Annotated in this window: 10 protein-coding genes and 1 pseudogene; 9 read left to right on the plus strand and 2 right to left on the minus strand. The window is 33.2% G+C overall.

Annotated features, from left to right (window positions below):
* Positions 1 to 44: 44 nt before the first annotated feature.
* The 4 genes and pseudogenes from A9G44_RS01700 (at position 45) to mscM (ending at position 6,205) form a co-directional block, all read left to right on the plus strand.
* Entirely contained in the window at positions 45 to 1,457 is a 1,413-nt protein-coding gene (locus A9G44_RS01700; RefSeq protein WP_065609001.1) for a sodium:proton antiporter, read from the plus strand.
* A gap of 287 nt (positions 1,458 to 1,744) precedes the next feature.
* A complete protein-coding gene (locus tag A9G44_RS01705) occupies positions 1,745 to 1,963 on the plus strand; it encodes a Flp family type IVb pilin (protein ID WP_065575583.1) in 219 nt (72 codons plus the stop codon).
* A gap of 770 nt (positions 1,964 to 2,733) precedes the next feature.
* Positions 2,734 to 3,579, plus strand: a pseudogene (gene asd / locus A9G44_RS01710) (archaetidylserine decarboxylase); the annotation flags it as partial.
* A gap of 7 nt (positions 3,580 to 3,586) precedes the next feature.
* A complete protein-coding gene (gene mscM / locus A9G44_RS01715; protein ID WP_065608993.1) occupies positions 3,587 to 6,205 on the plus strand; it encodes a miniconductance mechanosensitive channel MscM in 2,619 nt (872 codons plus the stop codon).
* Here the strand turns inward: mscM and A9G44_RS01720 are convergent.
* The gene (locus A9G44_RS01720) at positions 6,202 to 6,732 is read right to left on the minus strand and encodes a DedA family protein (protein ID WP_065608994.1); all 531 of its coding nucleotides are present in this window, start codon (positions 6,730 to 6,732) and stop codon (positions 6,202 to 6,204) included. The genes mscM and A9G44_RS01720 overlap by 4 nt on opposite strands.
* A gap of 183 nt (positions 6,733 to 6,915) precedes the next feature.
* On the opposite strand from A9G44_RS01720, the gene fdhD reads away from it, so the two are divergent.
* The 5 genes from fdhD (at position 6,916) to A9G44_RS01745 (ending at position 12,674) form a co-directional block, all read left to right on the plus strand.
* Positions 6,916 to 7,722: a formate dehydrogenase accessory sulfurtransferase FdhD gene (gene fdhD, locus A9G44_RS01725; protein ID WP_143426281.1), complete on the plus strand. Its 807-nt coding sequence runs from the start codon at positions 6,916 to 6,918 to the stop codon at positions 7,720 to 7,722.
* Between the two features lie 289 nt (positions 7,723 to 8,011).
* Complete coding sequence (locus tag A9G44_RS01730; protein WP_065608996.1) at positions 8,012 to 8,830, plus strand: purine-nucleoside phosphorylase; 819 nt, start codon at positions 8,012 to 8,014, stop codon at positions 8,828 to 8,830.
* 58 nt (positions 8,831 to 8,888) lie between these two features.
* Complete coding sequence (locus tag A9G44_RS01735) at positions 8,889 to 10,127, plus strand: nucleoside permease (RefSeq protein ID WP_065608997.1); 1,239 nt, start codon at positions 8,889 to 8,891, stop codon at positions 10,125 to 10,127.
* A 180-nt stretch (positions 10,128 to 10,307) separates the two neighbouring features.
* Entirely contained in the window at positions 10,308 to 11,246 is a 939-nt protein-coding gene (locus A9G44_RS01740; protein WP_065608998.1) for an EamA family transporter, read from the plus strand.
* A 951-nt stretch (positions 11,247 to 12,197) separates the two neighbouring features.
* The gene (locus tag A9G44_RS01745; protein WP_065608999.1) at positions 12,198 to 12,674 is read left to right on the plus strand and encodes a hypothetical protein; all 477 of its coding nucleotides are present in this window, start codon (positions 12,198 to 12,200) and stop codon (positions 12,672 to 12,674) included.
* A gap of 399 nt (positions 12,675 to 13,073) precedes the next feature.
* On the opposite strand, the gene A9G44_RS13420 is transcribed toward A9G44_RS01745, so the two are convergent.
* Positions 13,074 to 14,416, minus strand: a 1,343-nt coding sequence (locus tag A9G44_RS13420) for a hypothetical protein (protein ID WP_179854786.1), incomplete at its 5' end; no start/stop codon positions are given.

Below are 14,416 nucleotides of genomic sequence, written 5' to 3' on the forward strand. Positions count from 1 at the left end.
TTTGTTATAATTTGAGCTCTTTAAAAATAAAAATACAAAAATTAATGAAAGTCCTTTGTTCCTTTATCGTTTTAACATTAATACCGTTTGATCTTTTAGCTGCTGATTTTAGCGGTGATAATTTATCGATTTGTTGGAGTATTCCGTTTGTAGGGATTTTATTTTCTATTGCATTTATGCCGTTATTTCTGTCGCGACTTTGGCATTATCATTATGGCAAAATTATTACTTTTTGGACAATGCTGTTTATACTGTTTGCCTTATATTCTTTTGGTCTACAAACCACCATCAATCTTACTGCTCATGCAATTATAGCTGAATATATTCCTTTCATTTTGTTATTGCTTGCACTATTTACCGTTTCAGGAGGGATTTTAATTAAGAGCGATGTGCTTAGCACACCCAAACTAAACGTTGGCTTGCTTGCAATAGGTACACTGTTAGCCTCACTCATGGGCACTACTGGCGCAGCTATGTTAATGATTCGACCTGTAATTAGAGCTAATCGCAATCGTAAATATGCCGTACATACCATTGTCTTTTTTATCTTTTTAGTAGCAAACATTGGCGGAGGCTTGACACCACTGGGCGATCCACCTTTATTTATTGGTTTTTTAAAAGGTGTTAATTTTGGATGGACAATTAAACATATGTTGTTGCCAGTTTTGTTTAGTTCAATTTTGTTATTAGCAATTTATTATAAGATTGATTGCTACTACTTTCGTACGCAATATGGTGATTCGCTTACGTTAACTTCGGCTAAGAAAGCTAGCGCTATTAAGGTTTATGGTGTAAGCAATATCTTTTTATTGGCAATCATTATTGCCTGCGTGTTAATGTCTGGTATTTGGCATTCATCGGTTAATTTTACGGTTTTAGGAACACATATTGCTTTACAAAATTTAATTCGTGATATTATTTTTATCATGATTACCCTATTTTCTATGTTAATTACCCCTAAACAAGTACGTGCCGGTAACGAATTTAATTGGGAGCCTATCATTGAAGTTGCTAAGCTGTTTATCGGGATTTTTATTACTATCGTCCCTGTACTTGCTATTTTACGAGCAGGTAGCCATGGTGCATTAGCCCCAATTGTATCACTAGTAACAAATGAACATGGACAACCGATTAATAGCATGTATTTTTGGCTATCAGGTCTACTTTCAGGATTCTTAGATAATGCCCCCACTTATTTGGTCTTCTTTAATCTAGCTTCGGGCGATGCCACTATTTTAATGAATATATTAGAAAAAACCTTACTCGCTATTTCAATGGGTTCAGTTTTTATGGGAGCTCTTAGCTATGTTGGTAATGCACCTAACCTTATGGTCAAAAGCATTGCAATTCAAAATAAAATTAACATGCCAAGCTTTTTTAGTTACATGAAATGGTCTGTATGTATTTTAATCCCAGTGTTTATCATTGATAATTTGGTGTTTTTTCTACTCTTTTAATTTAGGCTATTAACAAACTAACTAAAATAACTGTGTAATATAGCGCAATTTTTTTGGGAGTTGTTTAGATTACTGTAAACCTTACAAGTACTTCCTAAAGTTAAAAAAATTTACTTAAAGGCAACATATCTATTATCAAACTGATGTTATTGAATACTATTTAACAAATAATCGATTACATAAAAACCATTTGCTTGAATTTTATTCTATTTGTCGTTAGAATTGTAGAATAAACATTAAAAAGAATTCATTTACATAAAAATAATATTAAATGAAAGGGTAAAGTGATGAAAGAATACATAATGAATATTCTAGCTAATACTTTTTTAGCTAAATTTATTCAAAATAAGCAAGGCATAACAGTAGTTGAATATGCGGTTATTATAGCTGGAATTTCTGTAATCGTATTTACAATATTTAGAGGACAATCAGGCCCAATGCATGATATGTTTTATACTGTATTTTCATCAATACAGAGCAAATTAGTTATTATAGTAAATCAGTAATTGAGGTTTGATCAAACTAAACGGCATGCTTTCCTAACTTATTTTTATAAAATAAGTCCTTAAAATAAAAATAGTGGTTGTTGACTGAATATAGATAGTCAATATGCATTTTAGTATCAATATTTGTTATTGGTATTTTTTGATATTTTTGGTCTTTAAAAATGTCGGCACCACCTTTAAGTTACACAAAAAATATTATCAATTGTAATAAAATACCGAGTCCAACAGATTAAACTTGTGGCATTATATTATCAGCACACTGCACGATATGAGCAAGTAGACTCAGCAACTTGAGCAGCTTTATCATAGCAAAACTTAATCCGCCCCAAGTATCCATACCAATACTATCGAGTTTTATGCTCTGCTTAATAATTTTATTAAGTTCCGTTGATATCTCTTTTTCTAAATAAATAGTTTTTCTGGAAAAAGATTGTTTTTAAATCCATTACTAAATCGATATATTTCTTGTAGTGTTAAATGCTAATATGATTGCTTATAACATGATAATATAACTATACCGCCTATGTAACTAAATCTAGCTTTAATATTTCAAACTGCCATTAATACTGTCCTTAATTATTGGTAATGAACGCAGTTTAAGTAACAATAGCGATAAAAGTTTTTAAACGATTGCCATCGTTGAACAGAATTGGCAAAATTTATATATGTATATGATCAATTATACAAATCATTGATTTAAGTTGGTTTTACACTTTGTCTATAAACCTTGGTATAATGTATTATTTATAACATAATTTTGAGAGTTATCTATGTTAAATCAGTTAAAAGCAATTATTCAGTATCTTCTTCCTAAACAGCTATTAACCGTTATTTTTGGTTGGTTGGCAAAAAAACAGTTAGGTAAAGTTACAACATGGATGATTATGCTTTTTTGTAAAGTGTATAAAGTGGATTTGAGCGAAGCAAAAATTAGTGATGTAAAAGAATTTAAAACCTTTAATGACTTTTTTGCTCGTGAATTAAATGAGGATGCACGGCCAATTGATACCACCGATAGTGCTGTTGTTATGCCTGCTGATGGTGTAATTAGTCAGTTTGGTACTATTCTTGATACACAGCTGTTACAAGCTAAAGGGCATTTTTATTCTTTAGAATCATTACTTGCCTGTCATCCTGATATGATCAACTTTTTTAGAAATGGTTTATATGCAACCACTTATTTATCACCTAAAGATTATCACCGTTTTCATATGCCTTGCGATGGTATTTTGCGTGAGATGATTTATGTGCCTGGTTCGCTATTTTCAGTTAGCAAAGCTACAACCGAAAGTATACCTAATATTTTTGCTCGTAATGAACGTGTGATTTGTTTGTTTGAAACCGAATTAGGTCCAATGGCGCAAATTTTAGTTGGGGCAACTATTGTTGGTAGTATAGAAGTACAATGGGAAGGTATTGTTACCCCTCCACGAGAAGGAATAATGAAACGTTGGACTTATACCAACGGGATAAAATTAACTAAAGGACAAGATATAGGTTGCTTTAAGTTAGGTTCGACAGTAATTACACTGTTTGCCTCAAATTCGATTGAGTTTAATAACCACCTTAAAGTGGGTGATGTTACTCGCGTGGGTCAAAAATTAGCTGACAGGATATAGCTTTATGTGGATTCGTGGTGTTGTGTGCTTTGTTGTTGTGTTGTTTTCTTCACTGACTTTTGCCGAAGAAACCACACCAGTCATTAATGATGAAAATGATCTTTCGCTAGTTGTTCATCAGTTAAGTGATAAAAATGATGAACTCAGACAAAATATGGAGTTACAAAAAACACATCTAACTAGTATTGTTAATGAGCAAAACAATATCACAACACAAATTTCACATGTTCAAAATACACTGGCAACACTTGATGAACAAGGAGAATGGTTGAGTTTTTCGACCGCTTTGGGCGAAACCTTACGTCAACAGTTATTGCGTTTGCCAGAAAAACCCAAATCGCAAGCGCTTGATGCCGAAATCGCCGAGGCAAAAGCGCAACAACTTAATTATAGTAATATTTTAACATCTTTGGACAATTACCCTACTTTAACAAGTCCACTTAACAGCATCAAAGAAGCAACCCAATATCGTCGTTTAATTCGAGAACAAACCGAATTACTTAAGACTCTTATTTCGGGAACTGATACTACCATTCTAGAATTGACTAAACTAAAAATTGCCAATAAACAATTAACCAATGCGATTGACGAAGTTAACGATGCTGCACACAGATATTTCTTCTGGGTAGCTGATGTGAATCCAATATCATTGAGTTATCCAATCGATTTAACCAAAGATGTTGTGTATGTGATTTTTTCTGTCGATACCATTTCGCAACTTTATAATGCTAGCGTTGAAGTACTTAGTTCGCCAAAACCGCTATTTTTAATTATTTTGTCGTTACTATTCGTGTTTGCACACTTTAAAATGCGCACGAAATATAATATTTTTCTCAATAAATCAGCTAGTCGTGTAGGAAAAGTCACACAAGATAGTTACTCTTTAACCTTAAAAGTAATTATATTTTCATTAATTATGGCATTACCTATCCCTATTTTGTGGGCGGTGTTTGGTTATGCTTTACAGATTAATTCAGATTATCCTGTCGCATTTGCCTTGGGTTATGGTGTGAATGCTGCTGCGCCTATTTTGTGGGTATTTATTATTTCAGCGCATTTTGCGTCATCTAATGGGCTGTTTATTACTCATTTTGGTTGGTCTGGACGTAGCGTACGCTCAGCGATGAAATATTATCAACTTTCAGTTTGGCTGGTAATTCCACTAGTGATGATAGTAATGAGTTTTGATCAATATAATAATCATCAATTTGCAGCCACAATTGGTCGAACATCGTTTATTTTGCTCTGCTTTGCTTTGGTGTTTATGACTAATTCTATTCATCGTGCTGGCGTTCCTCTTTATATTGATAAAAAAGGAGCTGGTGATAATTTATTAAGTCATATTTTGTGGTTTATTTTATTAAGTGCACCATGGCTAGCCATCATTGCGGCTTGTTTAGGTTATCTTTCGACAGCTCAAGTACTATTAGGTCGTCTTGAGGCCTCTGTCATTATTTGGTTTGCTCTGTTAGTTATTTATTTTATGATTCGCCGTTGGATGTGGATCCAAAAACGTCGTATAGAATTTGAACGAACCAAGCAACGTCGCTTAGAACGTATGCAACGAGCCAAATCACATGAAGATGATCTCAATTCACTTAACGAAAATGTTGATGAACCTGTTATCGATTTAGATGTCATCAGTGCGCAATCCTTACATTTAGTCAGATCGATTATTATGATGATTGCGCTAATTAGTATGATTTTGCTATGGTCTGAATTGCATTCGGCCTTTGCTTTTATGAATAATATTAAACTTTGGGGAACCAGCGCCATTGTTAATGGAACTGAAATCGAACAATACATTACTCTTGGTGCAGTCTGTATTGCGATTTTAGTGATGACAATTACCGTTCAGTTGGTCAAAAATTTGCCCTCTTTGTTGGAGTTAGGCATTTTGCAACATTTAGATTTATCACCAGGAACAGGGTATGCTATTTCCACAGTTTCAAAATATATTACTTTGATGATAGGCTGTATGATTGCATTTTCGTTTATTGGTATCGACTGGTCTAAAATTCAATGGTTAATTGCCGCATTAGGTGTGGGGTTAGGTTTTGGTTTACAAGAGATCTTTGCTAATTTTATCTCTGGCTTAATCATTTTATTCGAAAAACCTGTGCGTATTGGCGATACGGTGACAATTCGCGATTTGACAGGTAATATCACCAAAATTAATACTCGCGCAATTACCATCGTCGATTGGGATCGTAAAGAAATTGTGATGCCCAATAAAGCTTTCATTACCGAACAATTGGTGAACTGGTCGTTATCAGATTCGATCACTCGAATTGTATTAACTATTCCTGCTACCATCGATGCTGATAGTGATTTGGTTATCAAACTTTTACAACAAGCATCAGATGAATGTGAATATGTGCTTAACGATCCTGAACCTCAAGTATTTTTGGTGGATATCCAAGAAGGTATTCAGTTGTTTGAATTACGTGTTTTTGCTGCTGAAATGGGACACCGAATGTTACTGCGAAGCGCTATACATAAATTGATACTTGAAGCTTATCGTAAACATCATTTAACGCTACCATTCCCACCATTGCAAACCAATTTAGAAGCATTGGGACGCAAGAGTGGGCGTCGTAGTTATACCATCGGTACACTTTAACCAAAAAGAGTTTCTAACCAAGGCACACCAAATGCTCCTGGCGCAAGCAATACAAAAGCCCAAACTGGTGCTGAAGCAATGTTTGCTAGGTTAAATTTGGTGGTTGGCATATGCATTGTGCCAGCAATTAAAGGGACTATGGCTCGTAGTGGTCCAAAAAATCGACCTATAAATACCCCTAACGTTCCATAACGCTGAAAGAATTGCTCAGCACGATAAACTAATTTAGGGTGCTTATTAAGTGGCCATGAAGCAATAACTTGTTGATGATAGTGTTTACCCAACCAATAAGACAGTAAATCTCCAAAAACAGCACCTGCCGAAGCGGCAATTAATACGGGCACAAATGATATTGCTCCTCCACCGATTAAAGCCCCTACCCCTAATAAAATAGCCGTTGCAGGCACTAGAAGCGAGATAATCGCTAAAGATTCACCAAATGCCAATAAAAATATAATGGGTAATGCCCAAACTTGATGGTGCTCAATAAACTGCATGATAGTCTGTGTGATTTCTTGTAATGACATAGAGTTAGCTTATGAATTATCAATTGCTTATGGCGAACTATTTTATCATAATATTGCTTATTAAGTGCTGAGCACGCTATCTATTGATAAAATATTACACTACGTTAACATTTTAGAATTATTAATGGTTGATCTTGTGCTGATAGCAGTCTTAATTATAACCAAATTAGCAAGAGGCAATTAATGGCGATCGGTGTTAAATCAATTCCAGTACGTAAATTTAAAAACAGTAAGTTACAACATTTTCAACCTGATATGTTAGCTATCGAAAAGCCAGTTGCTTTAATTTATAACGGAATTTCACATGTAGTGATGATGGCGACACCAAAAGATTTGGATTATTTTGCTATTGGATTTTCGTTAACGGAAAATATTATTCATTCGGTTAATGATATTTATGGCATTGATGTTATTGATACCCCAAAAGGCATAGAAGTACACATTGAGCTTTCGTCACGACGCTTTAGCGAGCTAAAAGAAAAACGACGTAATTTAGCTGGACGAACAGGATGCGGTATTTGCGGTACTGAGCAGATAGAGCAAGTCTGCCAAGATATTCCTACTTTACCATTAATAAGTCAGATTGATTTAGCTGATTTTAGTGACAGCTTAAGCTATTTATCGCATGTTCAACAAGTCGGTAAACAAACTGGAGGCACTCACGCAGCTGTGTGGCTAGATTTAAAAGGACAATTTATCGCTGGATTTGAAGATATCGGTCGACATGTAGCTTTAGATAAACTACTTGGCTTTAGAGCTATGCAATTGTTAAATAACCCTGAGTATCAACACGGTGTAGTGTTAGTATCAAGCCGTGCTAGCTACGAGATGGTGCAAAAAACAGCTAATTGTGGCGTGGAATTTTTATTAGCTGTTTCGGCAGCAACTTCAATGGCGGTTGATTTGGCTAAACAGTGTAATTTAACTTTGGTTGGATTCTTTAGAGGCGATAAAGGTGTGATCTATTCTGGCGATGATCGTCTTATCTAAGAAAACCTTTTATATTGTTCATTTTGGTGATTAAATTAATCTAAATTTAATATATTGAATAATAAAAATAAAAAAGAAATTTTTCTAATTCATTCTAAGATATATCAATTCGCATCTTCCTTTATTAGACGAAGATCATCATAATATATGTTGAAAACAAAAATTATTTTGTTTTTTAATTATTTTATGGGATTTTACCCAATTAAACTAAGCAATAGGTTATCACTGTTTTATTATATTCACCTATTTTACTTTAGCTTAGCATTAATTTTTTTGAAAGGATACTATCATGCATCAGACTTCAGATATTCAACAAGCCGTTAATTTTATTCAGAAACACACAAACAAAAAACCAACAATTGGGATTATTCTTGGTTCAGGTTTAGGACCTTTTGCCGACACTCTTGAAGATGCTGTTCATATTCCTTATGACACAATTCCACATTTCGCCAAATCAGCAGCCGTTGGCCACGCAAATGAATTAGTCATTGGCCAATGCGGAGACAAAACAGTTGTGGCAATGAAAGGACGCTTTCACTATTACGAAGGTTTTTCGTTAGATCAAGTTACTTTCCCTGTTCGTGTAATGAAGATGCTTGGTGTTGAAAAATTAATTATCACTAATGCATGTGGTGCAGTCAATACGAGTTTTAAACCAGGCGATTTAATGTTGATCACCGATCACATTAATCTTACTGCCAACAATCCTCTTATTGGACCAAATAACCCTGATTTAGGTGTGCGCTTTTTAGATGTAAGTGAGGTTTATAATAAGCAATTGCGTTCAACAGTAATTGATGTAGCCAAAGAACTTAATATTACCTTACAACAAGGTGTTTATGCTTGGTGGACAGGTCCTACTTATGAAACACCTGCCGAAATTAGAATGATTCGTGTTTTAGGTGCTGATGCTGTTGGTATGTCAACCGTGCCTGAAGCAATTATCGCACACCATTCAGGCATTAAAACCATTGGAATTTCGTGTTTAACTAATATGGCTTGCGGAATTTTAGATCAACCATTAGGACACGAAGAAGTTATAGAGACAGCAGAACGTGTTAAATCAACCTTTTTAAAACTTATAACAAAAACGATTGCACGTTTCTAACCAATACTTTTTATTGGTAATTTTCTATAAAAAGTTCACTTTATTTTAGGAATAAACAATGAACATAAAGAATAGATTGAAAATAATGATGTTTTTCCAATATTTCATTTGGGGAAGCTGGTTAGCCACTTTTGGTGCTTATCTATTTAATACTTTACACTTTTCTGGTGTTGAAGTATCGATGATTTTTAGTACAAAAGGTTTAGCGGCATTAATTACACCATTTATTATTGGTATTATTGCCGATAAATTTTTGCAAGCTAAATATCTATATATGCTTTGTCATACTGTTTGTGCCATTGCGCTTTTTTATGCTGCATCAGTTAATAATTCAGCTATTTTATTTTGGGTGATGTTAGGCAATGCGTTAGCTTTTATGCCAACCATTGCATTATCTAACTCTATTAGCTACCACTGTTTGGATCAACATAACTTAGATTCGGTAACCGTTTTCCCTAAAATACGAGTATTTGGTACAGTCGGTTTTATCATTGCAATGTGGACAATTAGTTTATGCAAATTCGAGTTGAGTAATGCTCAGCTCTATGTTGCGTGCGCAGCATCCGCTGTTCTTGTTGTTTATAGTACAACATTACCAAACATTACTGTATCTAAAAACCAAAAACAGTCTTGGGTTTCCTATTTAGGATTAGATGCTTTTGTATTATTCAAAAAACCAGTTATGGCTGTTTTTTTTCTTTTTGCTATGTTGCTTGGTGCGATACTACAAATCACTAATACTTTTGGTGGCGCTTTCTTGCATGATTTTGGTAAAGTCTCAGAATTTAAAGATAGCTTGATTGTGCAATACCCAGCTATTTTATTATCGGTTTCACAAATGGCTGAAGTCGCATTTATCTTAACCATCCCATTTTTTCTCAAAAAATTTGGCATCAAAAAAGTCATAATGATAAGCTTAATAGCTTGGACTTTGCGATTTGGTTTATTTGCATTTGGCGATCCAACACCTTTTGGTTTTGTGCTATTAATGCTTTCAATGATCGTTTACGGCTGTGCATTTGACTTTTTTAATATTTCAGGTTCTATTTTCATTGAAAAAGAAGTCAGTTCAAATATTCGAGCCAGTGCTCAAGGACTGTTTATGACCATGGTTAATGGTATTGGCGCTTATTTTGGCTCGATTTTAAGTGGTTATGTTGTTGACATGTGTACACATGATGGTCTTAAAGATTGGCAAACAATTTGGCTAATTTTTGCTACATATGCACTTGTGTTAGGTGTTGTTTTTTATTATTCATTTAATTATGACCATACTAAAAGTAAGTGCGCTACATAATCACTTATCCGTTGAGATTAATAGATTTTGAAATATTAATTATCATTGTAATTTGATTGATTTAACTTATTGAAAAGACATCTGGGGAATGAATTTAATAATCCTTCCCCCTAATGTCTTTTATTGTGTTTTTTAGCCGGCAATTATCGGCAATGTTATTTTTTGTTACGAGATTTAGATATGAAAGATAAATTTTTAGGCGGTTTACTGGTTTTATTAGGTGCATGTAGCTTTGGCGTACTATCTTCTATCGTTAAGACGGCTTATCAAAACGGGTATAAATTAGGTGAAGTCACTGGTATCCAATGTTTTTTGGGAATGTTAATGTTATGGAGTATTCACTTTATTGTCAAAATAATACGCTCCCCAAAAGTATCTACATCAACAAACACACGATTAGAGACTCCAACAGAAAAAAATACAAAATTGACAAAAAAATGGAAGATCTGCGCTGTTGGTCTATTTCCTGGATTAGTCGGTATTTGTTATTACCAATGCGTACAACTAGTGCCTGCATCAATTGCAATTATTTTATTAATGCAATATTTGTGGATTAGCGTCTTTATTGATTTTATTTTTTTCAAAAACAAACCTAGTATTATTCAACTTTCAGCGATTATTGTAATTATCTTAGGTAGCTGCTTAGCAGCAGGTATTTTTAATCAAGATATTAGTTTAAATTTGACTGGTTGTTTTTTTGGTTTTTTAGCAGCACTGATGTATTCACTCTTTATTAGTACTAGCAGCAATATTGGTAACGAATTACCTAAGCTTGAAAAAAGTGCGTGGATGATTACCGGCGCATGTATTATTACTTTTTTGATATTTCCACCTTTATTTTTCTTCAAACTTGATATTAGCGACAAACTTTATCAATTAGGATTTTTATTAGCATTACTAGGTACTGTATTGCCACCTTTTTTGTTTTCGGTAGGAATTCCAAGAATTGGAATTTCATTAAGTGCCATTTTGTCGGCAGCAGAATTGCCTGTGGCGGTCACTTGTTCATATTTTTATTTACGCGAATCGGTCCATTTTAATCAATGGATTGGAGTGGGTATTATTCTTCTGGCAATTGCTTTACCTAATTTAAAACATATCAAAAAGAGCAAACTTTAAAAATAGTTAGCTCATCTGACATTTTCGCCTTAAAATGTAGGAAAACACCAATTTGTTTATATTTCACAGTTAAAATAATTCTCTAAAAACTCATAAGGTGTTTTATTTAAAATCGCCTTATGTTGTTTAACTTTATTATTATAAAAGTGAGCAAATCACTTAAAATTTTGTTTGTATCTGTTGTATCACTAACTATTTGCTGATTATGCCGTATATCAATTAAAACTACTGCAATAAAAAGTATGTTAATCGCCGTATTTGTTTCAATTCCTGTAAACAGCGTAAGGAAATCCTATATATTAGGTTGATTATTTGTAATATCCAAAGGCATTGAAAACCCAACAATCATCACCATAATTATGTTCGTCTTATAATTTAACCGATATTGCTAGTTTTTTACTAAAAATAAATCATTCCGTGCTCTGCACTATTTTAAATAGCTTTAATAGTTAAATATATTAAAAATTATTATGATATATTGATTAACTTCGTTATGTATTTGTCTATAAAATTAGACGTAAGATCTTTAACTAAAAGATAAAATTAGCGATATTATTGAACTTTCCAAAATTAAATCTGTCTTAAAAAAGTGATTATTTTTAAATAGGTAGTCATTCGCTTATTAAGTTTTTACTATTAAGTAATAATGTTTTACTGTATTGATAATATACCGTAATTAACCTTTAAGTAAGGTTTGTAAGTAAATAAGACTTTTCATTTTCTGATAGCAGTTGTTCTTAATAGTATTTTATTATTTTAAGTACCTATGCTTTGAAACTTAAATTCATTAATTTAAATATTTATTATAACATAATGAGTTATTTTAATTTTTGTTGTTTTTTATATTTAAGTATTATGTCAACCAAAAACATTTTTACATAAAATTAACAGCCTCTTTTATTTATTAAGGTCTTGTTATCTTTTTATTTTAATTAAAAGGAAGTTACAAAAATGAAGATATTAAAAAAACCTTTATTTACCTTAGTGCATAGTAATAGCGCAATACCTGAACACAGAACGCTGGCTTATTTAGATCCTACATTAAATTATTATACCGATCATATCGACGAAATTATTGCTTTGCGTGTTAAAGAACTTAAATTGCATCATCCTGAATATAGAGAATGCCCCGATTGTGACAGAACCAATAACAAAAAGGGATTTTCTTTTGTTTTTCATGAAATATTTGAGTCAGAGCACCATAAAAAACAAATTGGCATGTTAAAAGACGAAATAGCTATTACAAAAGAATCGAATAAAATAAAGGAATTACTTGATACCCGTATAAAAGAAATCGCTAATGTTTATCCTGAGTTACAATTTAACTTTAATGACATGCAGGTTTTACCAGCTAAAGTCAAAGAGTATCTTTTTGCTCCGCCGTTAATATTAACTGAAGATCATGCAATTATGCTTTGGGATGATTAAATAAAGCTGTTAACAAAAAATCAATTGCCGTGATGTGCTATTGTAAAATTAAGCTGTTATGCTTACTATTATCAACGTAAACTATTAAATGATCCAATAATTACTCTAATATTTAGCAAGATAGCCGAAAAACATTTACCCTGATTTTTTCCTAAATGTTTTCATCATATTAAAAAGCTAGGCTATCAGTGGATATCACAAACGTGTTTATCGGGAATATTGTTAATTAAAACTAAATGTTGGACTAATCCTCTAAAAACGCCTTATGCGTTTTTAGAGGATTATTTTAACCATGAAAAGTAAACAACTCGGCGTTTTCCTACAATTTTGTTTTTTTATGTATATTTATTACAGTATTTATCAAATTACCATAAAAACATAAATAATTCTTATATATAACTAAGGGCTAACGCATGCTACTCTAAAATCTAAATCGTCTCCACCTCTATCACCAACAATACCTATATTTGTCTCTACAACATAATTATGGATACTGTTCAAACCAGCATTATAATGATCTTCTGACGTCCAATAATACCCTCTTATATCCCCCCAAGAAGGTTCTCCAACACGAAAATATTCCCAATCACTATCTTTATAGTAAATCTGAGTCATACGTCCCCATTCGCTAAATAACCCACCCATCCAATAACCATTCACTTTATAACTAATTTTTCGTAAATAGCTTTCATCTGTTATACCATTTTGCCAATCCACAATACCGCCACGCCTTGCATTGGTAAAATCAAGCACTTTGGGCATACGATACCCACCACCATTAAAGTTATTACAAAACGCAACTCCATTTTGATAACCACCTGCACCGCCTTTTTTAGCTACATACCAACGCTCTAACCTAAAACTATACAATGGGTCATTATTTTTATCGTGTAAATAAAATGTTGAAGGAATAAAAGAACTAGGATTACTCTCCTTAGGACCCGTTAAGTTTATTTTTACAAGCCCTGTAGGTAGCTTATTTTCAGCATTTAACGTTAATGTTACCCCTCCCGTCGAAATTGTTCGACCATTTTTATTTACTATATCTTGCGCTTTCATTCCTGCAACACTCAAGTAAAAAAATAAATTATGAGAGCCTGTGGTTGGAAAGTTTGCTCCAGGATTCGCTGGATTATAAGCATAAAACCCTCTATATTTATTCCAATCGCCATGCGGATCGTTAAGAGAAGAAACAGCACCATCGTAAGGTATATCATTTGAATGCCAATCATATTCTAAATTAGGCATAGCATAACAAAATTGTGGTTTATCCATTTTGGGATAAAGATAATAGGTATGCCTATTTCCAGTAAATTTATCACTTTCAGTAGGAATACCATGTTCTGTCTTAATGCTCACATCTTCCGCTTCTAATGTCAATTGATAAGGTGCATCACAGCCATTTAATGCTTTATCTGAGTTATCCTTCACATAATTAGTAATATCTTGACCATATAAATTTTGCCATTTAATTTTTAATTTACTTGAATTGACACGATGAAGTGTATCGCCATCATCATCCTTCCAATAACCATTGTCATCAATAACTTTATCGGTCAATACTTCTGGATAATCCCTATGAGGTACTAATGTCTTGATATCTGCAAAAGTGGCTGAAAGTTTATCTAACACTAATGGGTTTTCCATGCTTGAGCTATCATTTGATACAGTAACAATTTTGTTTCCAGGCAATGTTACTGATAATAAGGGACTAACTGAATCAGCATGAGTCGCGCCGCCAT

The organism is Gilliamella sp. Occ4-3 (assembly GCF_001690675.1).
Lineage (GTDB): Bacteria > Pseudomonadota > Gammaproteobacteria > Enterobacterales > Orbaceae > Gilliamella > Gilliamella bombi.

Bases quoted from the DNA above. Each gene is read 5' to 3' on its own strand.
- A9G44_RS01700 (WP_065609001.1), top strand. From the start codon at position 45: ATGAAAGTCCTTTGTTCCTTTATCGTTTTAACATTAATACCGTTTGAT.
- A9G44_RS01705 (WP_065575583.1), top strand. From the start codon at position 1,745: ATGAAAGAATACATAATGAATATTCTAGCTAATACTTTTTTAGCTAAA.
- mscM (WP_065608993.1), top strand. From the start codon at position 3,587: ATGTGGATTCGTGGTGTTGTGTGCTTTGTTGTTGTGTTGTTTTCTTCA.
- A9G44_RS01720 (WP_065608994.1), bottom strand. From the start codon at position 6,732: ATGTCATTACAAGAAATCACACAGACTATCATGCAGTTTATTGAGCAC.
- fdhD (WP_143426281.1), top strand. From the start codon at position 6,916: ATGGCGATCGGTGTTAAATCAATTCCAGTACGTAAATTTAAAAACAGT.
- A9G44_RS01730 (WP_065608996.1), top strand. From the start codon at position 8,012: ATGCATCAGACTTCAGATATTCAACAAGCCGTTAATTTTATTCAGAAA.
- A9G44_RS01735 (WP_065608997.1), top strand. From the start codon at position 8,889: ATGAACATAAAGAATAGATTGAAAATAATGATGTTTTTCCAATATTTC.
- A9G44_RS01740 (WP_065608998.1), top strand. From the start codon at position 10,308: ATGAAAGATAAATTTTTAGGCGGTTTACTGGTTTTATTAGGTGCATGT.
- A9G44_RS01745 (WP_065608999.1), top strand. From the start codon at position 12,198: ATGAAGATATTAAAAAAACCTTTATTTACCTTAGTGCATAGTAATAGC.